The organism is Blastococcus colisei, from assembly GCF_006717095.1.
Taxonomy (GTDB): Bacteria; Actinomycetota; Actinomycetes; order Mycobacteriales; family Geodermatophilaceae; genus Blastococcus_B; species Blastococcus_B colisei.
This window is the reverse complement of sequence record NZ_VFQE01000001.1, coordinates 794,238-817,961: the sequence shown is the minus strand read 5'-3', so window position 1 is coordinate 817,961 and position 23,724 is coordinate 794,238. Positions and strand designations below refer to the sequence as shown.

22 protein-coding genes are annotated in these 23,724 nt (G+C 72.5%); 10 read left to right on the top strand and 12 right to left on the bottom strand.

Annotated elements, in window-relative coordinates; genetic code table 11:
• Positions 1-13: 13 nt before the first annotated feature.
• Together sucD and sucC are read right to left on the bottom strand one after the other, a co-directional pair.
• Entirely contained in the window at positions 14-889 is an 876-nt protein-coding gene (sucD, locus tag FHU33_RS03950; protein ID WP_142024182.1) for a succinate--CoA ligase subunit alpha, read from the bottom strand.
• 28 nt (positions 890-917) lie between these two features.
• Complete coding sequence (gene sucC / locus FHU33_RS03945) at positions 918-2,081, bottom strand: ADP-forming succinate--CoA ligase subunit beta (RefSeq protein WP_142024181.1); 1,164 nt, start codon at positions 2,079-2,081, stop codon at positions 918-920.
• Positions 2,082-2,251: 170 nt separating this feature from the next.
• Here sucC and FHU33_RS03940 point away from each other — a divergent pair, with 170 nt between their 5' ends.
• Positions 2,252-4,105: a CocE/NonD family hydrolase gene (locus FHU33_RS03940; RefSeq protein WP_142024180.1), complete on the top strand. Its 1,854-nt coding sequence runs from the start codon at positions 2,252-2,254 to the stop codon at positions 4,103-4,105.
• Positions 4,106-4,178: 73 nt separating this feature from the next.
• Here the strand turns inward: FHU33_RS03940 and icmB are convergent, their stop codons facing one another.
• Positions 4,179-4,580: a coenzyme B12-dependent isobutyryl CoA mutase small subunit gene (icmB, locus tag FHU33_RS03935; RefSeq protein ID WP_142024179.1), complete on the bottom strand. Its 402-nt coding sequence runs from the start codon at positions 4,578-4,580 to the stop codon at positions 4,179-4,181.
• A 35-nt stretch (positions 4,581-4,615) separates the two neighbouring features.
• Positions 4,616-5,620, bottom strand: coding sequence for a hypothetical protein (locus FHU33_RS03930; RefSeq protein WP_246063249.1), 1,005 nt, complete (start codon positions 5,618-5,620; stop codon positions 4,616-4,618).
• Positions 5,621-5,902: 282 nt separating this feature from the next.
• On the opposite strand from FHU33_RS03930, the gene FHU33_RS03925 reads away from it, so the two are divergent.
• A complete protein-coding gene (locus FHU33_RS03925) occupies positions 5,903-6,802 on the top strand; it encodes an esterase/lipase family protein (protein ID WP_142024178.1) in 900 nt (299 codons plus the stop codon).
• Positions 6,803-7,128: 326 nt separating this feature from the next.
• Positions 7,129-7,977 (top strand): M23 family metallopeptidase, encoded by an 849-nt coding sequence (locus FHU33_RS03920; protein WP_142024177.1) that lies wholly within the window; start codon positions 7,129-7,131, stop codon positions 7,975-7,977.
• Between the two features lie 103 nt (positions 7,978-8,080).
• Here FHU33_RS03920 and pcrA read toward each other — a convergent pair whose 3' ends face one another.
• Entirely contained in the window at positions 8,081-10,393 is a 2,313-nt protein-coding gene (gene pcrA, locus FHU33_RS03915) for a DNA helicase PcrA (RefSeq protein ID WP_246063248.1), read from the bottom strand.
• 334 nt (positions 10,394-10,727) lie between these two features.
• On the opposite strand from pcrA, the gene FHU33_RS03910 reads away from it, so the two are divergent.
• Positions 10,728-11,018, top strand: a complete 291-nt coding sequence (locus FHU33_RS03910) for a chorismate mutase (RefSeq protein ID WP_142024176.1) — start codon at positions 10,728-10,730, stop codon at positions 11,016-11,018.
• 62 nt (positions 11,019-11,080) lie between these two features.
• Here FHU33_RS03910 and FHU33_RS03905 read toward each other — a convergent pair whose 3' ends face one another.
• Positions 11,081-11,374 carry a hypothetical protein gene (locus tag FHU33_RS03905; protein WP_142024175.1) on the bottom strand — a complete coding sequence of 98 codons (294 nt, stop codon included), beginning with the start codon at positions 11,372-11,374 and terminating at the stop codon, positions 11,081-11,083.
• A 492-nt stretch (positions 11,375-11,866) separates the two neighbouring features.
• Between FHU33_RS03905 and FHU33_RS03900 the strand changes: the two genes are divergently transcribed.
• Genes FHU33_RS03900 through FHU33_RS03890 form a run of 3 tightly spaced genes read left to right on the top strand, consistent with a single transcriptional unit; the run spans position 11,867 to position 14,092 of the window.
• Positions 11,867-12,439: a carboxymuconolactone decarboxylase family protein gene (locus FHU33_RS03900; protein WP_142024174.1), complete on the top strand. Its 573-nt coding sequence runs from the start codon at positions 11,867-11,869 to the stop codon at positions 12,437-12,439.
• A complete protein-coding gene (sigJ, locus tag FHU33_RS03895; RefSeq protein ID WP_142024173.1) occupies positions 12,436-13,347 on the top strand; it encodes an RNA polymerase sigma factor SigJ in 912 nt (303 codons plus the stop codon). The genes FHU33_RS03900 and sigJ overlap by 4 nt, the downstream gene beginning before the upstream one ends.
• A gap of 10 nt (positions 13,348-13,357) precedes the next feature.
• On the top strand, positions 13,358-14,092 hold the full coding sequence (locus FHU33_RS03890; RefSeq protein ID WP_142024172.1) for a PIG-L deacetylase family protein: 735 nt from the start codon (positions 13,358-13,360) through the stop codon (positions 14,090-14,092).
• Between the two features lie 4 nt (positions 14,093-14,096).
• Here FHU33_RS03890 and FHU33_RS03885 read toward each other — a convergent pair whose 3' ends face one another.
• The 3 genes from FHU33_RS03885 to FHU33_RS03875 all read right to left on the bottom strand — a co-directional run bounded on the left by FHU33_RS03885 (position 14,097) and on the right by FHU33_RS03875 (position 17,410).
• Complete coding sequence (locus tag FHU33_RS03885; protein WP_142024171.1) at positions 14,097-15,440, bottom strand: short-chain fatty acid transporter; 1,344 nt, start codon at positions 15,438-15,440, stop codon at positions 14,097-14,099.
• Between the two features lie 108 nt (positions 15,441-15,548).
• Positions 15,549-16,208, bottom strand: a complete 660-nt coding sequence (locus tag FHU33_RS03880; RefSeq protein ID WP_211354994.1) for a response regulator — start codon at positions 16,206-16,208, stop codon at positions 15,549-15,551.
• Positions 16,205-17,410, bottom strand: coding sequence for an ATP-binding protein (locus FHU33_RS03875; RefSeq protein WP_246063247.1), 1,206 nt, complete (start codon positions 17,408-17,410; stop codon positions 16,205-16,207). Before FHU33_RS03875 ends, FHU33_RS03880 begins: the two co-directional genes overlap by 4 nt.
• A 135-nt stretch (positions 17,411-17,545) precedes the next feature.
• Between FHU33_RS03875 and FHU33_RS03870 the strand changes: the two genes are divergently transcribed.
• Positions 17,546-18,493 carry a PspC domain-containing protein gene (locus tag FHU33_RS03870; protein WP_142024170.1) on the top strand — a complete coding sequence of 316 codons (948 nt, stop codon included), beginning with the start codon at positions 17,546-17,548 and terminating at the stop codon, positions 18,491-18,493.
• Entirely contained in the window at positions 18,486-18,788 is a 303-nt protein-coding gene (locus tag FHU33_RS03865; protein WP_142024169.1) for a hypothetical protein, read from the top strand. Before FHU33_RS03870 ends, FHU33_RS03865 begins: the two co-directional genes overlap by 8 nt.
• 67 nt (positions 18,789-18,855) lie before the next feature.
• Here FHU33_RS03865 and FHU33_RS03860 read toward each other — a convergent pair whose 3' ends face one another.
• Positions 18,856-19,929, bottom strand: coding sequence for a sodium:calcium antiporter (locus FHU33_RS03860; protein ID WP_246063246.1), 1,074 nt, complete (start codon positions 19,927-19,929; stop codon positions 18,856-18,858).
• Positions 19,930-20,064: 135 nt separating this feature from the next.
• Between FHU33_RS03860 and FHU33_RS03855 the strand changes: the two genes are divergently transcribed.
• Positions 20,065-20,832, top strand: a complete 768-nt coding sequence (locus FHU33_RS03855) for an META domain-containing protein (RefSeq protein ID WP_170182308.1) — start codon at positions 20,065-20,067, stop codon at positions 20,830-20,832.
• Between the two features lie 172 nt (positions 20,833-21,004).
• On the opposite strand, the gene guaA is transcribed toward FHU33_RS03855, so the two are convergent.
• Both guaA and FHU33_RS03845 read right to left on the bottom strand, forming a co-directional pair.
• The gene (guaA, locus tag FHU33_RS03850) at positions 21,005-22,567 is read right to left on the bottom strand and encodes a glutamine-hydrolyzing GMP synthase (protein WP_142024167.1); all 1,563 of its coding nucleotides are present in this window, start codon (positions 22,565-22,567) and stop codon (positions 21,005-21,007) included.
• Positions 22,567-23,724 carry a GuaB3 family IMP dehydrogenase-related protein gene (locus tag FHU33_RS03845; RefSeq protein ID WP_142024166.1) on the bottom strand — a complete coding sequence of 386 codons (1,158 nt, stop codon included), beginning with the start codon at positions 23,722-23,724 and terminating at the stop codon, positions 22,567-22,569. The genes guaA and FHU33_RS03845 overlap by 1 nt, the downstream gene beginning before the upstream one ends.

Genomic DNA, 23,724 nt, shown 5'->3' with positions numbered 1-23,724 from the left:
GCTCCCAGGGCTGTCAGCCGACGATCTCCCGCATGAGGCGCGCCGTCTCCGACGGCGTCTTGCCGACGCGCACGCCGGCGGCCTCGAGGGCCTCCTGCTTGGCCTGCGCGGTGCCGGCCGAGCCCGAGACGATGGCGCCGGCGTGGCCCATCGTCTTGCCCTCGGGCGCGGTGAAGCCGGCGACGTAGCCCACGACGGGCTTGGTCACGTTGGCCTTGATGAAGTCGGCAGCGCGCTCCTCGGCGTCGCCGCCGATCTCACCGATCATCACGATGGCCTCGGTCTCCGGGTCGTCCTGGAAGGCCTGGAGGCAGTCGATGTGCGTGGTGCCGATGACCGGGTCGCCGCCGATGCCGACGGCGGTGGAGAAACCGATGTCTCGGAGCTCGTACATCATCTGGTAGGTCAGGGTGCCCGACTTGCTGACCAGCCCGATCTTCCCGGCCTGGGTGATGTTGGCCGGGATGATCCCGGCGTTGGAGCGCCCGGGGCTGATCAGACCGGGGCAGTTGGGCCCGATGATCCGGGTGGCGCTGCCCTGGGCATGCGCCCAGAAGTACGTCGAGTCGTGTACCGGGATGCCCTCGGTGATGACCACGGCGAGCCCGATCCCGGCGTCCACTGCCTCGATGACGGCGGCCTTGGCGAACGGCGGCGGCACGAAGATGACGCTGACGTCGGCGCCGGTCTCCTTCATGGCGTCGGCGACACCGCCGAACACCGGGACGCTGGCGCCGTCGAAGTCGACGCTGGTCCCGGCCTTGCGGGGGTTCACGCCGCCGACGATGGCGGTGCCGGAGGCCAGCATGCGAGAAGTGTGCTTGCTGCCCTCGGAGCCGGTCATGCCCTGGACGATGACCTTGCTGTTCTCGTTGAGGAAGATCGACATTCTGGTGTCCTGTCGGTTCGAGGGGCGATTAGGCGGCGGCGAGTTCGGCGGCCCGGCGCGCGGCGCCGTCCATCGTGTCGACCACGGTCACCAGGGGGTGGTTGGCCTCGGCGAGGATCCGCCGGCCCTCCTCGACGTTGTTCCCGTCGAGCCGGACGACCAGCGGCTTGGTCGCCTCGTCGCCCAGGATGCCGAGCGCGGAGACGATGCCGTTGGCGACGGCGTCGCAGGCGGTGATCCCGCCGAAGACGTTGACGAAGACGCTCTTGACGGCCGGGTCGCCCAGGATGATGTGCAGGCCGTTGGCCATCACCTCGGCCGAGGCGCCGCCACCGATGTCGAGGAAGTTGGCCGGCTTGACGCCTCCGAACTCCTCGCCGGCGTAGGCGACGACGTCGAGGGTGCTCATGACCAGCCCGGCGCCGTTGCCGATGATCCCGACCTCGCCGTCGAGCTTGACGTAGTTGAGGTTCTTCTCCTTGGCGGCGGCCTCGAGCGGGTCGGCCGAGGCGGCGTCCTCGAGGGCGGCGTGCTCGGCCTGCCGGAAGTCGGCGTTCGCGTCGAGGGTCACCTTGGCGTCGAGCGCGAGGACGGTGCCGTCGGGCGCCTTGGCCAGCGGGTTGATCTCGACCAGGGTGGCGTCCTCCTGGGTGAAGACCTCCCACAGCTGGACGGCGATCGCGATGACCTGGTCGCGCACGTCGGCCGGGAAGTTGGCGGCGTCGACGATCTCGGCCGCCTTGGCCTCGTCCACGCCCTTCGACGCGTCGACCTGGATGCGGGCCAGCGCCTCGGGCCGCTCGACCGCGAGCTGCTCGATGTCCATGCCGCCTTCCTTCGAGGCCATGGCCAGGAAGGTGCGGTTGGACCGGTCGAGCAGGTAGGAGAAGTAGTACTCCTCGGCGATGTCGCTGGCCTGGGCCACCATCACCTTGTGGGTGATGTGCCCCTTGATGTCCAGCCCGAGGATGTCCTGGGCGCGGGCCCTCGCGTCCTCGGGGTCGTCGGCGAGCTTGACGCCGCCGGCCTTGCCGCGGCCGCCCACCTTCACCTGCGCCTTGACGACGACGGGCTGGGCGATCTCGCGGGCGATCGCCTCCGCCTCCTCGGGCGTCTCGGCGACGCCGCCGGGGAGCACGGGGACGCCGTGCGAGGCCAACAGGTCACGGGCCTGGTACTCGAAGAGATCCACGAACAGGCACCGTAGACCGCCCGTAACCCCGCCGCCCCCTCGGGCGTTGTAGGGGCCGGGAAGGCGTGGGGCGCATCACACGGTGCGTCACCCGATCGCTGCACTCCGGAGCTCCTGGAGCGCTCGCCGCCCGCCGCACCGCCCCGATCGCCGCCGATGAGGAGCCGTCCGTGCGCCGAGCCGCAACTGCCCTGGTCACCACCGTGCTGGCCGCCGGAGGCATGACCGCGCTGGCTCCGCCGGCGGCTGCCACCGAGGTCGTGCCGCGCGACCTGACGATCACCGTGACCGGACTCGGACCCGAGCGGCGGACGTGCCAGATCGACGCCGACCTCTACGTGCCGGCCGGGGTGACCGCGCGGCGGCCGGGACCGGCACTGCTCACGACGAACGGCTTCGGCGGCACGAAGGACGACCAGGCAGACTTCGCGCAGGGCTTCGGTGAACACGGGTACGTGACGCTCTCCTACACCGGCCTCGGATTCGTCGACGGCGACCTCTGCCCCATCACCCTCGACGACCGCGAGCACGACGGCGCGGCGGCCGGCCAGCTCCTGCGGTTCCTCGGCGGCGACCCGTCGATCGTCGCGGTGGACGACGCGACCGGTGCGCGCGTCCTCGTCGACCAGGTGATCCGCGAGGATCGCCGCACCGGCGTCGCCCACGACCCCGCGGTCGGGATGGTCGGGGGCTCCTACGGCGGCCAGATCCAGTTCGCGGCCGCCGCGGTGGAGCACGCGGCCGGCACCGACCGCCTCGACGCGATCATCCCGATGATCACGTGGAACGACCTCGCCTACTCGCTCAACCCCGACAACAGCGGGATCCCCGGCGGCGCGGCAGGGAGCGGCTCGGTCAGCTCGGCGAACACCGGCGTCTTCAAGTACCAGTGGTCCCTGCTGTTCACCGCGCTCGGGTTCGCCAACGGGGTGCAGGACCTCCCCGCGCTGTCCGATCCGGCGCAGGTGCAGGACCTGGCGCGGGAGAACTGCCTCAACTTCGACGCCCCGGTGTGCACCGCCCTCGCGGAGGTGGCGGCGACCGGCTTCGCCAGCCAGGAGTCGGTCGAGTTCCTGCGGTCGAACTCGGTGGCCGGCTACGTGTCCGACGTGCGCGTCCCCACTCTCATCGCGCAGGGCCAGGCCGACACCCTGTTCAACCTGCAGGAGTCGGTCGCGACGTACACCGCCCTGAAGGAGCAGGGCACCCCCGTGTCGCTGGTCTGGCAGTCGTGGGGCCACAGCGGCCCGAGCCCGCGGCCGGGAGAGCTGGACGAGCGCAACCCGGAGGACTCCTACCAGGGCCGCCAGGCGCTCGCCTGGTTCGACCACTACGTCCGCGGCCGAGGCCCGGCTCCGAAGCCGGCGTTCGACTACTACCGCGGCTGGGTCATGGAGGAGACCGGCGACATCGAGGAGGCCTACGCCTCGGCGCCGTCCTACCCCGTCGGTGAGGAGCGGACGCTGCACCTGTCCGGCGGCGGCCTCCAGGGCGGTGCGCTGGTCGACAGCCAGGCGGAGGTCGTCCCCGGCGTCAGCGCGTACAGCAGCGTGGCGCCGTTCGGGCCGAACTACACCGAGACCGCATTCCTCGACCAGTCGGGTCCGGTGACCGATCCCCCGGGGACGGCGATCCGCTTCGCCACGCCGCCGCTGGCCGAGCCGCTGGACGTCGTCGGTTCCCCGCGGCTCACCGTGCAGCTGGATGCCCCCGCGGTGGCCGCGACGCAGCCGACCGGACCGGCCGGGCAGCTGGTGGTCTACGCCAAGGTCTACGACATCGGCCCCGACGGCACGGTCGAGCTGCCGTACCGGCTGATCTCCCCCGCGCGCGTCGCCGACGTGACGAAGCCGGTCACCATCGAGCTGCCGGCGATCGTGCACCGGTTCGAGGCCGGTCACCGGCTGGCCGTGGTCCTCGCCGGCGGCGACCTGGCCTACCGGGGGTCCACCGTGCCGCAGCCGGTGAGCCTCGCGACCGGCCCCGACCACATCCAGCAGCTCACGCTGCCCGTCGTCGACTGAGCCAGGCATAGGTACCTATACCTGCGTTCTGGGCCCCGAGACGCAGGTATTGGTACCTATGCCTGGTCCGTGGTCAGGCGGGGGCGCCGACGTTCTGCTGCACCCAGTCGACGATCTCGGTGGTGGTCGCGCCCGGCGTGAAGATGTGGCCGATGCCCAGGCGCTCGAGCTCCGGGATGTCCTCGTCGGGGATGATCCCGCCGCCGAAGACGACGACGTCGTCGATGCCGCGCTCGTCCATCAGCTCGCGCAGGCGGGCGAAGAGCGTCATGTGGGCGCCGGACAGCACGGACAGCCCCACGGCGTCGGCGTCCTCCTGGATCACGGTCTCGACGATCTGCTCCGGCGTCTGGTGCAGGCCGGTGTAGACGACCTCCATGCCCGCGTCGCGCAGTGCACGCGCCACGATCTTCGCGCCGCGGTCGTGCCCGTCGAGGCCCGGCTTGGCGATGACCACCCGGATGCGTTCGTCCACGAGACGTAGCTTAGGAGCAGCTGCGCTGATCGCGGTCAGGAACGGCCACGGCGCAGGCGCCAGGCGAGCGCGGTGAGCGCCGCGTAAGCCAGCCCGGCGACGAGCAGGCCCGCTCCGGGAAGGGTCCACTCCAGCTCGCCGGAGGAGGCTGCGTCCCGCACCCCGGTCAGCGCCGCCCCCAGGACGACGACGGTCACGCCGAGCAGGCCCCCGACGACGGCCAGGCGCGGGCGCAGCGACGGCGCGATGACCGAGCAGAGGACGACGGCGCCGGCGAGCAGCAACCCACCCAGGAGCGCGAGCCCGGGGCGCTCGAGCAACGCCCGCGGGCCCTCCTGGGTCACCACGGTCTCCAGACCCGTCGCGGGGTCGGTGACCAGCTCGTCGGGCACGTCGGAGGACGGCAGCGAGAGACACAGGACGGCCGTGACGCCCAGCAGCACGGCGGAGCCGGCCAGGCCCGAGCGGACGGAGTCGAGCGCGCCGCCGTCCTCCATGACGGTCCGACCCCACGACCAGATGGCCACGACGCCCGCGAGGACGGTGAGCCCGAGGGCGACGACGCCGAGGACCCAGCCGGGCGCCGCCTCGACGCCGCTGGTGAGCACGCGCTCCCCGGCGAGCACCTCGACCGCGGGCCGGGTCGTCGAACTGCTGCCGTGGTAGAGCTCGATCAGCAGCTGTCCGACACCCAGCGCCCCGGCCACACCCGCGTAGGCCAGACCGAACTTCGGCACCGCTCCCCGGAGGAGGGCGCCGCCGACAGCGAGGTGGACTCCGGGCACGAGCAGGGCGACGAGCGCGCTGCCGAACCCGTCCACCGCCGACAGGTCCTGGCCGCCCACGACCAGATACGTGGGGAAGGCGGCCGCGACGCCGGCCAGGGCGGCGAGTACGAGCAGCACCCCGGCGACGCGAGCACCAGGGGGCACCGGGCCGACGACGAGCCCCTCCCCCGGCGTCGGCGTCCCTGCCTGCTGCGTGGCCGGGCGCGCCGACGGCGTCGGCCGCACCGCACCGCGGCGCGCGGTCGGCGTCACGCGGCGGCTGGTCGGCCCCGTTCGGGCGTCGCGGGACACGGTTCCCCCTTCGGTTCCCAGGTCGTCGGAATCGACCTCAGTCTGCGACCGCGGGCAGCGGTCGCGTGGTTCCGGATGGCAGCGATCCGGTCACGAACCGGACTCGATCCGCCGACGATCCGGAGAGTCGTGTGTGATGCGCATCACACGAGCGCATTACCGTGAAATCGACGGACACATATCCACGGACCAGCGAGGCCGAACCGCGCCGATGCCGGTGGAGGACAGTCGGGGAGATCGGTCATGCGTGCAACGAGTGGTCCGGAGCGCCACCCAGAGTCGCACACCGGACCGGCACCCGTCGGCACGCCAGGGGGCACGCTGCGCGCCCTGTGCAGCCCCGCCACGCTGACCGGCGGCCTCACCGAACTCGCCTGGGTCGGCGCCCACGTGCTCATGTATCCCCTCGGCACGCGGGTACCGGCACTGCGGCCCGACCCGCGCAACCGCCCGGGGCAGCAACCACCCACGGTGCGGGCGCTCTTCGCCGCCGATCCGCTGGCCGCCCGCATCCCGGTACTGCTCGTGCACGGCCTGGTGGACAACCGGTCGGTCTTCTCCGTGATGCAGCGCAGCCTGCGCCGGCGCGGGTTCGCCCACGTCTGCACCTGGAACTACAGCCCGCTCCTCACCGACGTCGCCCGCGGAGCGGCCGATCTCGGCGCGCACATCGAGCGCCTCTGCGAGCAGACCGGCTACGACCGGGTGCACGTCGTCGGGCACAGCCTCGGGGGACTGATCGCCCGCTACCACGTGCAGCGCCAGGGCGGGGACCGTCGGGTCGAGTCGCTGGTGACCCTCGGGACCCCGCACCAGGGTTCGGTCCTCGCCCACGTCGTCCCCACCCCGCTGATCCGCCAGCTCCGGCCGGGATCACCGGTGCTGCGGGAGCTCGCCGAGCCCGCCCCTGCCTGCCGGACCACGGTCACGGCGATCTACAGCGATCTCGACCAGGTGGTACTGCCGACGCGGTCGGGCCGGTGCGACCACCCCGATCTCGCCGCCCGTAACGTCCTGGTCCGGGGAGTAGGGCACATGAGCCTGCCCCGGCACCGGCAGGTGGTCGACGAGGTCGCCGCGACGCTGGCCGGCCGTCGCGAGGCCACGGACCGGCCGGCGGTCGGCCGCACCGCCGTCGCCTGAGCCGTTCCCGGGCGCGTCGCCGTAGGCGCGGCCGCGGTCATGCCGGTTCCGTCGTACCCGCGTGCCAGCGTCCTGCCGTCCTGCCGTCCTGCCGTCCTGCCGTCCTGCCGTCCTGCCGTCCTGCCGTCCGAGCCTCATCACACCGCGCACACAACGCGACACGTGCCGTGCGGTGCTTTGCCGTGCCATGACACATCGTTACGGTTCGATCACGGCGCCGGTGACCACCGGTGGACGACCGGACCCGGTCGTCCTCAGCCACCGCCGCTCCCCCGGCGGGCCGCCACACGGCTCGGCAGGGCAGCGCTCGTCCGGGAAGGTGCGCCATGTCTCGCAGCAGTGCACCCCAGGTCCTCGAGCGGCCCGGGACCGAGCGCGACACCGCCTCCCTGGGCGCCCCCATCGTCGACGCCACGCGGACAGCGCCCGCCGCCGTCTCCACGGCGGGGCCGACGGCCACCGCCGCGGAGCCGGTCACCGCGGAGCCGGTCACCGCGGAGCCGGCCACGCGCCCCCGGACCCGGCGGCTCCCCCACCCTCCCGGCCGCCGAGCCCACCTCTGGCTCGCCGCCCTGATCGCCGGCGCCGTCCTCGCGGCGGTCCCCGGCCTCACCGGACCATCGGACGAACTGACGGGCACCGCCTCCGACTACGGCCTCGGCGTCGCCGCCGACCTCGCCCTGAGCGGGGGCATCGACGACGCCGGCGTGCGCCGCAGCATCTCCGAAGCGGAGGCGCAGGCCCGGCTCGGCGAGCTCGCGGCCTCCCGCGCCGCGCGGGCCCCGAAGACCGTGCTCCCCACCCAGGGCCGGCTCACCACCTGCTACTGCATGCGCTGGGGCCAGATGCACTACGGCCTCGACCTGGCCGCCCCGCTCGGCACTCCGATCTACTCGGCCGCCGACGGCGTGGTCATCAAGGCCGGCCGCGTCTCCGGTTTCGGCAATGCCGTCTACATCCAGGACGCCGACGGCAACGTGCACATCTACGGGCACATGCGGTACTACGACGTCCGGGCCGGCGACATCGTGCACGCCGGCGACCAGATCGCGAAGGTCGGCAACGAGGGCTACTCCACCGGGCCGCACCTGCACTACGAGATCCACCGCGGCGACATCGACGGCCGCCCGCTCGACCCGCAGGACTGGCTCGCCGAGCGCGGCGTGCAGATCTGACGGTCGTTCGAGCGCGGCTTCGGGAGTGTTCTTCACACATTCGGAGCGCTGCATCGTCCCCGAAGGGCGAGAACAACCCCTAGAGCACGGCTGAGCCAGGGAGTCAGAGCTTCACGAGGGGGGCGTACCTGAGGACCAGGCGCTTGGTGCCGCCGGAGCCGAAGTCGACCGTGGCCTGGGCCTTGTCGCCCACGCCGGTCACCTCGACCACGGTGCCCAGGCCGAACGCGTCATGGCTGACCCGGTCGCCGACGTCCACCGCGATGACCGCCCGGTTGCCCGCGCCACCGCGCAGGCCACCGGTCGACAGACCGGTCGCGGCGACCCGCGACTGGGCCGACGAGTAGCCGGTCGACGCCGGGGCCGGCTCGAGCCGGGCCCAGTGCACCGTGTCCGGCGGGACCTCGTCCAGGAACCGGGACGGCGGGTTGTACGACGGCTGCCCCCAGCTGGTGCGCACCTGGGCCCGTGAGAGGAACAGCCTCTGCTGGGCGCGGGTGATGCCCACGTAGGCCAGCCGCCGCTCCTCCTCCAGCTCTCGCGGGTCCCCCAGGGCGCGCAGGTGCGGGAAGACGCCGTCCTCCAGCGCCGTCAGGAAGACGACCGGGAACTCCAGGCCCTTGGCCGTGTGCAGCGTCATCATCGTGACGACGCCGGCGTCGTCGCCGGTGACCGGGATCTGGTCGGCGTCGGCCACCAGCGACACCTGCTCCAGGAAGTCGGTGACCGTCCCGTTCGGGTTGGCTGCCTCGAACTCCGCGGCCACCGAGATCAGCTCGTTGAGGTTGTCGACCCGCCCCTCGTCCTGGGGGTCGGTGCTCGCCTGCAGCTCGGCGAGGTAGCCGGTGCGGTCGAGGATGCTCTCCAGCAGCGCGGCGGGCCCCGAACCGGTCTCGACCAGCTGCTCGAACTCCTCCAGCAGCGCGACGAACTCCTGGACCGACTTCAGCGAGCGGGTGGCGAGCTCACCCACCTCCGAACACCGGCGCAGCGCCGAGGCGAACGGGATCCGCTCGCGGTCGGCGAAGTTCTCGATGCATGCCTCCGCCCGGTCGCCGATGCCGCGCTTCGGGGTGTTGATGACCCGGCGCAGGCTGACGATGTCGGTCGGGTTGGCGACCACCTTCAGGTAGGCCAGCGCGTCGCGGACCTCCTTGCGCTCGTAGAAGCGCACCCCGCCGACGACCTTGTAGGGCATGCCGACCCGGATGAAGACCTCCTCGAAGACACGGGAGGCGTTGTTGGTCCGGTAGAAGACTGCGATGTCCTTCGGCTGGGCCACGCCCTCGTCGACCAGGGCGTCGATCTGCTCGGCGACCCAGGCGGCCTCGTCGTGCTCGTTGTCGGCGACGTAGCCCTCGATCAGCTCGCCGTCGCCGGAGTCGGTCCACAGGTTCTTGGGACGGCGACCGGTGTTGCGCGAGATGACCTGGTTCGCGGCCTTCAGGATCCGCTGGGTGGAGCGGTAGTTCTGCTCCAGCAGGATCGTGGTGGCCTGCGGGTAGTCGCGCTCGAACTCGTCGATGTTGCGGATCGTCGCGCCGCGGAACGCGTAGATCGACTGGTCGGCGTCGCCGACGACGCACAGCTCGGCCATGGGCACCGGGCCCGTGCCGTCGCCCACCAGCTCGCGGACCAGCATGTACTGGGCGTGGTTCGTGTCTTGGTACTCGTCGACCAGCACGTGCCGGAAGCGGCGCCGGTAGTGCTCGGCGACGTCGGGGAACGCCTGCAGCAGGTGCACGGTGTTCATGATCAGATCGTCGAAATCCATGGCGTGCGCCTGGCGCAGCCGCTGCTGGTAGAGCTTGTAGGCCTCCGCGAGCACCTTCTCCGGCGCCGTCTGCGGGACGTAGCCCTCCTCGTCGACCAGCTCGTTCTTGAGGTTGGACACCTGCGCGGCGAGGCTGCGGCCCGGGTAGCGCTTGGCGTCGAGGTCGAGGTCGCGGGCGACCATCGTCATCAGCCGGACCGAGTCGCCCTGGTCGTAGATCGTGAACGACGATTTCAGGCCCAGCTTGGCGGCCTCGGCGCGGAGGATGCGCACGCACATGGAGTGGAACGTCGAGACCCACATCGCGCGGGCGCGCGGCCCGACGAGGTGGGCCACCCGCTCCTTCATCTCGCCGGCGGCCTTGTTCGTGAACGTGATCGCGAGGATCTCGCCGGGCTGGGTGTGGCGCGCACCCAGCAGGTAGGCGATCCGGTGCGCGAGCACCCGGGTCTTCCCCGAGCCCGCGCCGGCCACGATGAGCAGCGGCCCGCCCTCGTGGACGACGGCCTGGCGCTGTGGGCCGTTGAGACCGGCGAGCATCCGCTCGAGCTCGCGCCCGACGGGGCCCTTGGCGGTGCGCTGGAGGGCCTCGGTTCCGGGCAGGGACTGCTGCGGCCCGGTCAGGGCCTCCTGGACGCTCATCCCGGGGTCCCCGCGGAGACGTGGAGCGCCAGCGGAGCGTTTTCGTGGGGTGGGTTCATGACCACATCACTGTAAGCCGGACGGGGGACACTCCCCGGGCGCCGTCCACGTCCACCCCACCCGTCCCACGAGCCGATCGTGGCGATCGCGTCGGACCTGTGGCAGACTCCGGTCCGTGCTCGCCACGGTCAGCTTTTACTACGGTCACCGGGATCCGGTGTCCGTCACCGCTGGCTGAGCACTCCGCCGCAACAGACGCCCCGGGCCCGAAGAGCCCCGGGGCGTTTTCTCGTTTCCGGGGACCTACGGGCCACCAGCACCCGAAGGACATCCCATGAGCGCCCTCACCGCCTCCTCCGCGCCCGTCGCCGTCACCGGCACCGAGATCGAGCGCATCGGCGAACTGCGGTCCGCGATCGACGCGTGCGACGCCGAGATCATCGAGCTCGTCCGGCGCCGGCTGGCCATCTCGCAGGAGATCGGCGCGCTGCGGTCGGCCAGCGGCGGCACGCGACTCAACCTCTCCCGTGAGCAGCAGGTGCTCGCGCGGTTCGAGGCGGCGCTGGGTGCCGACGGCGCCGCGCTCGGCATGATGCTGCTCCGTCAGGGTCGCGGCCGGCTCTGAACGAGGTCCCCGTCCTTCGACGTTCAGGGCGAGCCTCGGGACGGGGCCGTACAGCGGGACCGTCAGGGGACCGCGCGCCAGACCAGGGAGTCCTCGTCCCCCAGGGCCGAGACCTCGAGCAGCGTCCCCGGGCACTCCGCCAGCACCTCGGCGCCCAGCCCGTGCGCGAGCTCCAGCGCCGCCTCGAGCCCCTCGGCGGATGTCTCCGTCGACACCCGGAGGAGGCCGCGCCCCTCCTCGCGCCACACGCGCAGGTCGTCGTCCCCGGGGCGCAGTACTCCACCCAGCGCGTCGACGGCCGCCTGGTCCAGCGGTGGTTCGGGACGCAGCGCGAGGAAGAGGGTGAAGGTGTCCACCGCGAGAGTGTGCCCGCCGGCCTCTCGCGGCGGGCGCTGTATCCGGCGTCCCGTCCCGCGCCTCCTCCGGTCACCGCCCACCGGAAGGACGTGAGGCCGATGCACGAACCGATGCCCGTGCCGCCGTTCGGGCACCGCCTGCCCGCCGACGTCGCCGCCAGGTTCCGGGCGACAGCATCTGCACCCGCGTCCCGTCACTGCGCCCGTGCGCCCGTCCGGGTGCGACGTATCGCACCCGGCCTCTGCTGATCCCGACGTCCGGCGCGACCGGGCGTGTCCGCCGTGACCCCGCGGAGCGCCCGGATGTTGCCGGGGACCGGGCGCCACCGCTTCGCCGCTCTCCGAGGGGCCGAGGGTGCATCCGGTCGCCGGGCCGGTCGGGTCGCCAGGGGCTGGACCCGACCGGCTCCGGCCCTGATCTCCCGGCCGTGTCACATCCGGCTGCGCTGTTCCGTCTCCATGAGTGCACCCACCCGATGGAGAGGAACCGACATGACCGCGACCGACGACGCCCGCATCCCCCTCGACCCGCCCCGCACGCTGCTCAACCGGCTCACCCAGTGGTACTCGCGCCGCACCTACGGCACGGTTCTCGACCCGGGTGCGGCGATCGCGCACAACGGCCGCGTCCTGCGCACCTACATCCGGTACGAGCAGTCGCTCGCCCGGTGGAACCACCTCGACCCGACGCTGAAGGCGCTGGCCGTCATGTCCTCGGCCGCCACGATCGGCTGCTCCTGGTGCATGGACTTCGGCTACTGGGTGAGCGCCGAGGACGGCGTCGACCCGGCCAAGCTCCGCGACGTCCCGCGCTGGCGCGACAGCGACGTCTACTCCGACCTGGAGCGCCAGGTGATGGCCTACGCCGAGGCGATGAGCACCACGCCGGTCGGGGTCACCGACGAGATGGTCGCTGCACTGCGTCGCCGGCTGGACGACGCCCAACTGGTCGAGCTCACGATGATGGTGTCCGTGGAGAACAGCCGGTCGCGGTTCAACAGCGCCCTCGGACTGACCAGCCAGGGCTTCAGGGACCGCTGCGAGATCCCCGGCCGCCCGGCATGACCTCGGCGCTCGCTCCGTTCGACCGCCACCGGCGGCTGCTGTTCTCGGTGGCCTACCAGATGCTCGGCAGCGTCTCCGACGCCGAGGACGTCGTGCAGGACGCGTGGCTGCGCTGGTCTGCGGCCGACCGGAGCGAGGTGGCGGACGAGCGGGCCTACCTCGTGCAGACCGCTACTCGGCTCGCGCTGGACCGGATGACCTCGGCCCGCAGCAGGCGGGAGAGCTACGTCGGTCCGTGGCTGCCGGAACCGCTCCTGACCGGCGCGGGACTGGTCGCCTCCGGGTCCGCACCGGTCGACCCGACGGAGGCCGCCGAGGTCGGCGAGCAGGTGTCGCTGGCTCTGCTGGTGGTCCTGGAGACGCTCTCCCCCACGGAGCGGGCCGTCTTCGTGCTGCGCGAGGTGTTCGGCATGTCGATGGCCGAGGTGGCCGGCACGCTGGGCCGCACCGAGGTCGCCGTCCGCCAGATGGCCCACCGCGCCCGCGAGCACGTGCGCGCCCGCCGTCCTCGCTTCGACACCGACCGGCAGTCGCAGCGGGAGGTGACCGAGCGGTTCTTCGCCGCCTGCGCCTCCGGTGATCTGGCGGCGCTGCTGGCCGTCCTCGCGCCGGACGTCGTGCTGGTCAGCGACGGCGGCGGCAAGGCGAAGGCCGCGCTCCGCCCCATCCTGGGTGCGGAGAAGGTCGCCCGGTTCGTCGCCGCGACCGCGACGCAGGGCTTCAGCCTTCCCGGCCTGCGGGTCGAGGTCGCCGAGGTCAACGGCGCCCCCGGGATCGTGGCCTGGGCCGGGGAGGAGCCGCTGCTGGCGATGTCGCTGGTCGTGGCCGACGGCGTCGTCGAGCAGGTCCTCATCGTGCGGAACCCGGACAAGCTCTCCGGCCTCTCCGCCGCCGCGAACGACTTCTAGGCTCGCGCGGGTGACCCCGCCCCTCCCCCGCAATCCGGCCGAGCACGTCGAGCGGGTCCTCTGCGTCCTCGCCCATCCCGACGACGTGGACTTCGGGTCGGCGGGGACCGTCGCGACCTGGACGTCGGCCGGCACCGAGGTCGTCTACTGCATCGTGACCGACGGCGACGCGGGCGGCTTCGACGAGACACCTCGGGAGCAGATGCCGATCCTCCGGCGGGCCGAGCAGCAGGCCGCCGCAGCCGCGGTCGGAGTGAGCGACGTGCGTTTCCTCGGCTACCCCGACGGGCGGCTGGAGCTGACCCTCGACCTGCGCCGGGACATCAGCCGGGTCATCCGGCAGGTGAAGCCGCAGCGCGTCCTGACCACCTCGCCGGAGCGGTTCTGGGAGCGGGTCGCCGCTAGCCACCCCGACCACATGACCGTCGGCGAGGCGACGATGCGCGCGGTCTACCCCGACGCCCGCAATCCGTTCGCGTTCCCGGAGCTGCTGGACGAGGAGGGGCTGGAGGCCTGGACGGTGTCGGAGGTGTGGCTGGGCGCCAGCCCGCGGGCCGACCACCCCGTGGACGTCACCGACGTGCTCGACCGCAAGATGGCCGCGTTGCGCTGCCACGTGACGCAGGTCGGCCACATGCCCGAGCTGGAGCAGTTCGTGACGGGTTGGATGGGTCAGACGGCGCAGCGTTTCGGGTTGGCCGACGGCAGGCTCGCCGAGGCCTTCCACGTCGTCCACACCGCCTGACCGCTCAACCGGCTCCGAGAACGAGCATCGTCCCGCCGAACACGATCCCGGTGATCAGGCAGGTGATCGCGGTGAACCCGAAGATGTCCCGGACCCCGAGCCCGGCGACGGCGAGCAGCGGCAGCGCCCAGAACGGCTGGATCATGTTGGTCCACTGGTCGCCGTAGGCGATCGCCATCGTGATGACGGCCGGATCGACCCCGAGCGAGTCGGCAGCGTTCAGGAAGATCGGCGCCTGGACGGCGAACTGCCCGCCGCCGCTCGGGACGAACATGTTGAGCAGGCCGGCCGAGAGAAAGGCCCACAGCCCCAGAGTGCCGGGGCTGGAGATGTCGCTGAACCAGCCGCTGAGTTGGGCCGCCAACCCGGAGGCGGTCATCATCCCGATGATCCCGGCGTAGAGCGGGTACTGGAGCAGCACCTCGCCGACCGTCCGCACCGCCCCGCCCACGAGCTCGGCGAGCTCTGCCGGACTGCGCACGATCAGCAGGATGGCGGCGAGGAAGCTCCAGTTGACGATGTCGAGGGTGAGATCGAAGCCCTCCTGCGCGAAGTAGACCCCCAGGTAGGCCAGCAGCGCGAGGCCGGGGATCAGGGTGACCAGCCGGGAGGCCTCCATGCGCTCGGCGGGGGTCTCCGGGTCCTTCAGCGCGACGTCGGGCTCCTCCTCCCCCATCCGCTCGGGGAGCTCGATGATCCGGTCCTTGCCCTTCGGGGCCATCAGGACGACGGTCCCGAGGATCGCCGCGACGGCGACCACGATCGCGATGAGGTTCCACGGCGAGTAGACCGTCTCGCTGATCGGGATGGTCCGGCCGATCGCCTCCTCGACGAAGCTGCCGGGCGTCGCGGCGGCGAGGGGACCGGTGGCGCTGTACCCCATGTGCCAGACGGCGAAGCCGGAGTAGGCACTGGCGACGAGCAGCGGGTAGTGCAGCTTCGTGCCCCGGCGTCGAGCGGCGCGACCCACCTCGAGGGCGATGACGCCACCGACCACCAGCCCCAGCCCGAAGCTGATCAGCGACGCCACCGCGGAGACGAACGCGACGAACGCGTACGCCGCGCGGGGGCTCTTGGGCAGATCGGCGATGCGGATCAGGCCCGCCTTGACCGGCCGGGTCAGCGCCAGCGTGTAGCCCAGCAGGAGCACGAGGGCCACCTGCGTCATGAACGCCAGCAGGCCGGCCAGCCCGTCGCCCCAGGCCCGCGTCAGCTCCGCGGGTCCGACGTCGCCGAAGACGAGCGCGAGCACGGCCACGATGACGGTGAGGACCACCGCGAAGACGAAGGCGCCGGGGAGATAACGCTCCACGCCGGCAACCAGCGGGCGGGACAAGGTGCGCAGCATCGGCGTCATCTCCTCACGGGGCTGCGGGCGTGACCTGGTTCACCCCCGCCCTCAGCATCATGGGGGTGACCGTGAGTCGGCGCTCGGCGGGCGCCCGGGGCGGACCGGTCAGAGCAGGCGGTTGGTCGCCGCCCAGCGGGTGAGCTCGTTGCGGTTGGACAGCTGGAGCTTGCGCAGCACGTTCGACGCGTGGGACTCGACGGTCTTCACCGAGATGAACAGCCGGGAGCCGATCTCGCGGTAGGTGTAGCCACGGGCCAGGAGCTGCATGACCTCGCGTTCACGCGCGCTGAGCAGGTCCAGCCCGGGGTCGGTCGCCTCCTCCTCCGGCTCCGGCGCCGACGGCCCGCCGGCGGAGAACGCGTCCAGCACGAACCCGGCCAGCCGGGGGCTGAAGACGACGTCGCCGTCGGCCACCCGGCGGACGGCGTCGAGCAGGTCCGGTCCGGAGATGGTCTTGGTGACGTAGCCCTTCGCGCCGGCCCGGATGACCGCGATGACGTCCTCGGCGGCGTCGGACACCGAGAGCGCGAGCCACTTCACGTCGGGCAGCTCGGTGCGCAGCGTCTCCAGCACCGTCCGGCCACCCCCGCCCGGCATGTGCACGTCGAGCAGGACGACGTCCGGTCGCGTGGCGCGGATGCCGTCGACGGCCGAGGGGACGTCGACACCCTCACCGACGAACGTGACGTCGTCCCCCAGCTCGGCGCGCACACCGGCACGGACCATGGCGTGGTCGTCGACCACGAAGACGCGCGGGGAGATCATGGGGTTGCTCCTCTCGGGAGCACCAGCTCCACCTCGGTTCCCTCGCCGGGCGCGGACCGCACCACGGCCGTCCCCCCGAGCCGGGCCAGCCGGCCGCTGACCGAGTCGCGCAGCCCCCGGCGGTCGTCGGGCACCTCCGCCGGATCGAACCCCGTGCCGCGGTCGCGGACGTAGACCGACACCCGGTCGGGCGTGACCTCCGTGTACAGGTCGGCCGCCGTGGCCCCGGAGTGCTTGGCCGCGTTGACCAGCGCCTCGCGGGTCGCCGAGCCCAGATTCGCGAGCGCCTCGTCCACCGGGGCGTCCCCGACGACGACCGGCTCCACCAGCAGGGCGTGGTCGGCTTCCACGTCGGACACCATCTGCGCCACCAGCCCGGCCCAGGTACCGCCCTCGCGGACCACCTGCGGGTCGTACAGCCAGGCGCGCAGCTCCCGTTCCTGGCTGCGGGCCAGCCGCCCGACCGCCTGCGGCTCCTCGGCATGGCGCTGGATCAGCGCCAGCGTCTGGAGCACGGAGTCGTGCAGGTGGGCGGCGACGGCGGCCCGCTCCTCCGACCGGATGCGCGCCGTGCGCTCCTCGGCCCGGGAGTCCAGCAGCCGCCGCCAGATCGGCGCCGTCGCCAGGACGACGCCGGTGAGGATGACCAGGGTGGCGGCGAAGCCGTTGCGGGCGTTGGCGAGCTGTCCGGTCGTCGCCAGCAGCAGGATCACGCCGCCCGCCGCCAGGGCGGCACCCCCGGCGAGGGCCCAGCGGACGCCGGGCACGTTGAGCGTGCGGTCGCTGTCCAGTTGCCGCCAGATGACGGTCATGCCGACGGCGACCACGATCAGCGGCAGCACCAGGTCGCCACTGCTGAGCCTGGCCACCTGGCCGATGACCGTGACGGCAGCGATCCCGAGCAGCACCAGGGTGATCAGCTGCCGGCGGCCGGTGGGCCGCATCAGCTGCACGGCGCCCGGGGTCGGGTCCTCCCCCGGCGCGGCCACGGACATGGTCAGCCACAGCAGCGCGTACATGACGACGCCGATGCCGAAGCTCGCCAGGACGACGAAGGCGACCCGGACCACCAGTGGGTCCTGACGCAGGTGCGCGGCCGTCCCCGCCGCGACGCCTGCCACCAGCCGCCCGGACCGTGGGCGCACCAGCGGCGGCCGGGCGGCCGTCGTGCCGGGCAGCGCCCCGGTCGCAGTGGTGGTCACGTACTCGATCGTCGCACCGCTGCCCCCCGCTCCGACACGGGTGATCACCCTGGAAGAGCAGTCCCGGCCGATCCAGGGTCGGATGGGGGCGTTCCCTGATGGATTCCGGCCCGCCCGGTCGGCAGGCTCTGTGACATGACATCCGCACCGCCTCCCGCAGCTCCCCCTCCCCTGCCGCCGCCGATGGAGCCGCCGTCCTGGCCGCCGCCCCCACCGGAGGGACCGCAGCCGGTCCGCCCGCAGCTGCGCCGCAGCCGCACCGACAAGATCCTCGGTGGTGTCAACGGCGGCCTGGCCGAGTACAGCGGCATCGACGCGCTGCTCTGGCGGGTCGGCTTCGTCGCCCTGACCCTCGCCGCCGGCACCGGCGTGATCGTCTACCTGCTGCTCTGGGTGCTGATGCCTGCCGGGCCCCCCTCCACCGCGGGCGCACCGGCGGGCACCGCGGTGGCGAAGCAGCCGGCCGGACCGCGGTCGCCGGTCCCGGGCCTGACCATCGCCGGCCTGCTGATCGCGATGGGCTTCCTGACCCTGCTGAACAACGTCACGGACTCAGATCTCGGCGGTCGGGTCTTCCTCGGCACCGCGCTCCTGGTCGTCGGCCTCGGTCTCGTGGCCGCCGCCTTCACCCGTGGCCGGAGCTCCCGCGGTGGCCTCGTCGCCCTCGGCGTCGTCCTCTCGCTGGCGCTGGTCACCGTGTCGACGGTGGACGTGTCCGGCTCCGGCGTGGGCGACCGGACCTACCGGCCGGCCACCGTCGCGGAGGTCCGCGAGGTCTACCGGGGCGGGCTGGGCGACGTGACCGTCGACCTGACCCGGCTGGACCAGGGCATCTCCGGCGACCCGGTGACGACCCGCATCGAGCACGGCGTCGGCGACCTGGAGGTCGTCGTCCCCCGCCCGGCGGACGTGCGGCTGCAGATCGACCACGGCCTCGGTGACGTCCAGGTCTTCGACCGCGGGTCCGAGACCGAGGGCTTCTTCCCCGGCACCGGCGACCGCTCGTGGACCGACGACGGTGAACCCGAGTTCGTCCTGACCATCCACGCCGGTCTCGGGGACGTGGAGGTGCGGCGTGGCTGACTACAGCGAGTTCCCCACCACGCCGACCGCCTGGCAGGAGCAGCAGTTGAAGGACTGGCAGACCGTGACCCCGTTGTCCACCGAGGACTCCCCCGAGCCGCGCAAGCGACCGGTCGACCTGGGTGCGCTGATCCCGGGGCTGCTGTTCATCGCCCTGGCGGTCGTCTCGATGGCCGGCGTCGACCTGCCGTTCGAGTTCTGGGAGGACGGCGGGTTCGTCTGGGTCCTGCTGATCGGTGGCGGTGTCGCGCTGCTGGTGTCGGAGCTGAAGAAGGCCCGGCGCCGCCGGGGCTGAGCACGAGGCGCGGACGTCGGAACGGCCCGGGGAGCAACCGCTCCCCGGGCCCTCGCCGTCGAGGGGCTCAGTCGCTGGAGAACACGAGGGCGACGGTGCCCAGGTAGATGAGCGGGATCGAGATCCCCTCGAAGCCGATCCACTTGCGGTCGCGCATGATCAGGCCACCGGTGAGGACGGCCGTCATCAGCACGGTGCCGCCCAGCAGCACCAGGCTGGTCGGGCCGGCGTCGCGGTAGATCGGACCCTCCAGGTAGGCGACGTCGGCCAGGGAGATCATCAGGACGTCGTAGACGTTGCCGCCGACGATGTTGCCGACGCCCAGGGTCAGCTGGCCGATGCGGACCGCCGTGACCAGTACGACCAGTTCGGGCAGCGAGCTGATGGCCGTGGTGAGCGTGAACCCGACCAGCCCGCTGTCCAGTCCGGTCGCCGCGACCACGCCCAGGCCGGCCTGGCCGACGATCCAGCCGGCGACACCCACGACCAGGCCCAGGCCGGCGAGTCCGGCCCAGAGCCGGGCCGTGGAGGGTGCGCCGTCCGCGTCGTCCGTCCCGTCACCTCCCCCGTTCCCGGCGTCCCCGCCGTTCCCGTTCTCACCGGTGTCGTCGTCGGCCGTCTCGTCGGTACGGGTGGGCCGCCACATCGGTTCCTCGTGCATCCGGCGGAGCAGCCGCAGGCCGTAGGCGTAGAGCAGCGGGATCAGCAGCGTGATCGGGTGGATCCAGCCCAGCCGCAGTTCCGGCGTCGCGTAGCCGATGACGGGTACTGCCAGCATCGCCATCAGGATCACCGACTGCAGCACGTTCTCCAGTGATGCCGCGGCATGCTCGAGGTTCGCCCGGCGATAGACCAGGTCGGCGATGGCGAGCCAGACCGTCTGCAGCGCGATGCCGCCGATCGGGTTGCTCAAGGCGAATCCGGGATCGCCCTCCAGCGCGCCGGTCAGCACCGTGACGTTGCCGGGCAGCGAGGTCACCGCCCCGAGCAGGAGGGCTCCACCGACCGCGTCACCGAGCCCGGTGCGCTCGGAGAGGGTGTCGGCGATGCGGGTGAGCCGGACGCCGGCGAGCACGATGACGACCGCCATGCCGGCCAGCGCGAGCAGGCTGGGCACGAGCGGCCACGGCGAGGTGGTCACTCGGTGCTCCGTCCGCTCGCCGACCAGGTCGCCTCACCCCAGCACGGCTGCGGCAGCACCGCATTCGCGGCGGGACCGTCGCCGGCAACGCCGTCGCCGTGGGAACCGGACGGTCCCGCCGCGCGTCGAGCTGACGTGCACCGCTCCGTGCTGCTCCTTGTCGCCGTGCTGGCGCTCGCCGCCTGCGGCTCGGGCGCGAGCGCGGGCGCGGGGGATGTCGAGGGGCGGTGGCAGTTCAGCGGGGGGACGGCGGACGGCGCAGCACTGCCGCAACCCTCGGGGGCTCGCGCCACCCTCGATCTCGACGGCGGCGAGGCGGGCGGCGTCTCATTCTGCAACCACTACTTCTCGTCCTACCGGATCAGCGGTACGTCCTTCTCGGTCGACGGTCTGGGCGGCACCGAGATGGGGTGCGAGCCGGACGTGATGGCCGCCGAGCGCGTCTACCTGGCCGCCCTCGGCACCGTGGACACCGCGGTGACCGACGGGGAGGCCCTCGTGCTCACCGGCGACGGCGTCGAGCTGCGGTTCACCCGGGTGACGCCGGTGCCCGAGAGCGAACTGACGGGTACCCGGTGGACGCTCGAGACCCTGCTGGACGGCGAGACGGCGAGCTCGACCGTGGGCGAGCCGGCGACGCTCGAGCTCTCCGACGACGGGACGCTGACCGGCTCCACCGGCTCCACCGGCTGCCGCGACCTGACGGGCCGCTTCAGGATCGAGGGCGACGTGGTGCGGCTGACCGATCTCCGCGCCGGCACCGAGGACTGCCCGGCCGACGTCGCGGCGCAGGACGGCCACGTGGTGACGGTGCTCGGCGACGGCTTCCAGGTATCGGTCGACGGCGACCGGCTGACGCTGAGCGATCCCGACGGCCGTGGACTGGTCTACCGCGCCACGTGACGTGCTGGAGCGGCCTCGCTGCGGGGGTTCGCGCCGAGCTTGCGAGGCGTGGGTCAGGCCCCGTCCCGGGTCCCGCCGCGAGCCTGCGAGGGGTCTGACGGCCTCGGTGCAGGGTCCCGCCGCGAGCTTGCGAGCGGAGGGGGGCAGCGAGGTCCTTCCAGGGGTCCTTCTGTTATTCCCACTCGATGGTGCCGGGCGGCTTGCTGGTGACGTCGAGGGTGACCCGGTTGACCTCGGGCACCTCGTTGGTGATCCGCGTGGAGATCCTCGCGAGCACGTCGTAGGGCAGCCGGGTCCAGTCCGCGGTCATGGCGTCCTCGCTGGACACCGGCCGCAGCACGATCGGATGGCCGTAGGTGCGGCCGTCACCCTGGACGCCGACCGACCGGACGTCGGCCAGCAGCACGACCGGGCACTGCCAGATCTCGCGGTCCAGCTTGGCCGCCGTGAGCTCCGCCCGGACGATCGCGTCGGCCTTGCGGAGGATGTCCAGGCGCTCCTGGGTCACCTCGCCGACGATGCGGATGCCGAGCCCCGGTCCGGGGAACGGCTGCCGCCACACCATCGCCTCGGGCAGGCCCAGTTGGAGACCGACCTCGCGGACCTCGTCCTTGAACAGCGTCCGCAGCGGCTCGACGAGGGTGAACTGGAGGTCCTCGGGCAGCCCGCCCACGTTGTGGTGGCTCTTGATGTTCGCCGTCCCACTGCCGCCGCCGGACTCGACGACGTCGGGGTAGAGCGTCCCCTGCACGAGGAAGTCGACGGAGTCGCCGTGCTCCTTGGCGTCGCCGACGACGTCGAGCGCGGCCTGCTCGAAGACCCGGATGAACTCCCGGCCGATGATCTTCCGCTTCTCCTCGGGGTCGGAGACCCCGGCCAGCGCACCGAGGAACTGCTCGCGGGCGTCGACCACGCGCAGGTCGACCCCGGTGACGGCGACGAAGTCGCGCTCGATCTGCTCGGTCTCGCCCTCGCGCATCAGCCCGTGGTCGACGTAGACGCAGGTCAGTCGGTTCCCGATGGCCCGCTGGACCAGGGCCGCGGCGACGGCGGAGTCGACGCCTCCCGACAGCGCGCAGAGCGCCCGGCCCTCGCCGACCTGGGCTCGGATGCGCTCGACCTGCTCCTCGACGACGTTGGCCATCGTCCAGGTGGGCTCGAGGCCCGCGATGCCGAAGAGGAAGTGCTCGAGCACCGTCTGCCCGTGCGCGGTGTGCCGGACCTCGGGGTGGAACTGGACGCCGGCGAGCTTGCGGTCGACGTCCTCGAACGCGGCCACCGGCGCACCGGTCGACGTGGCGGTGACGGTGAAGCCGGGGGGCGCCGCGCTGACGGCGTCCCCATGGCTCATCCAGACGTTCTGCTCGACCGGGAGGGCGCCGAACAGCCGGCCCTCGGTGGTGACGGTCAGGGGCGTGCCGCCGTACTCGCGGTCGCCGGTGTGCGCGACCGTTCCGCCGAGGCTCTGGGCCATCGCCTGGAAGCCGTAGCAGATGCCGAAGGCCGGGACGCCGGCCTCGAACAGCGTGGGGTCGACCTGCGGGGCACCCGGGGCGTAGACGCTCGACGGCCCGCCGGACAGGACGATCGCGGCCGGCTTGCGGGCGACGATCTCCTCGGCCGGGACGTCGCCCGGCACGATCTCCGAGTAGACGCCGGCCTCGCGGATCCGGCGGGCGATCAGTTGCGCGTACTGGGCCCCGAAGTCGACGACGAGGACCGTCGGGAAGTCCATCAGTCCTGGCCGCCGGGCGAGGCCGCGTCGTAGCCGCCGATGACGAGGTCGACCCGCTGGAACTCCTTGAGGTCGCGGTAGCCGGTCTTGGCCATCGTGCGGGCCAGGGCGCCGAACAGGTTGGTGCGGCCGTCGGAGGTCTGCGCCGGGCCGAGCAGCACCTGCTCCAGCGAGCCGACCGGCCCGACGGGTGCGGAGGTACCGCCACGCGGCAGCCGCGGGTGGGCGGCCACCGAGTCCCACCAGATGCCGCCGGCGGGCGCCTCCGCGGCGATCCGCAGCGACTCCCCCAACTGCACGGCGTCGGCTCCGCAGGCCAGTGCCCTCGCGATCGCGCCGCTGGTCTCGATCCGGCCGTTGGCGATGACGTGGACGTACCGGCCGCCGGTCTCGTCGAGGTAGTCGCGGCGGGCGGCCGCGGCGTCGGCGATGGCGCTGGCGAGCGGCACGCGGATGCCCATCACGGCGTCACCGGTGGAGAAGCTGTCGGCACCGACGCCGACGATGACGCCGGCGGCTCCCGTGCGCATCAGGTGCAGGGCGGTCGTGTAGTTCGCGGCCCCGCCGACGATCACCGGGACGTCGAGGTCGGCGATGAACTGCTTGAGGTTGAGGGCGTCGCCGTGCGTCGTCACGTGCTCGGCGGAGACGATGGTGCCCTGGATGACCAGCAGGTCGACCCCGGCCTTCAGCGCGGCGGGCGCGAGCTGCTCGGTGTGCTGAGGGGAGACGCGGACCGCCGTCGTGACCCCCGCGTCGCGCATCTCGCGGATGCGCTCACCGATCAGCTCCGGCTTCACCGGCTCGCAGTAGACGTCCTGGAGCAGCGCGACCGGCGGGGCACCCGCGCTCGCGGCGTCCCGGAGCTTGCGGTAGACCGGCCCGGGGTCCTCGTACCGGGTCCACAGGCCCTCGGCGTTGAGCACGCCCAGGCCACCGGCCTGCCCGACGGCGATCGCCGTCGCCGGGCTGACCACGGCGTCCGACGGGCTGGTGACCAGCGGGATGCCGAACCGGAAGGCGTCGATCTGCCAGGCGGTCGAGACGTCGTCGACGTCGCGGGTGCGCCGGGACGGGACGATCGAGACCTCGTCGAGGTCGTAACCGCGCCGGGCGAACCGGTTGAGACCGATCTCGACGGTGTCGCGTGCGCTCAT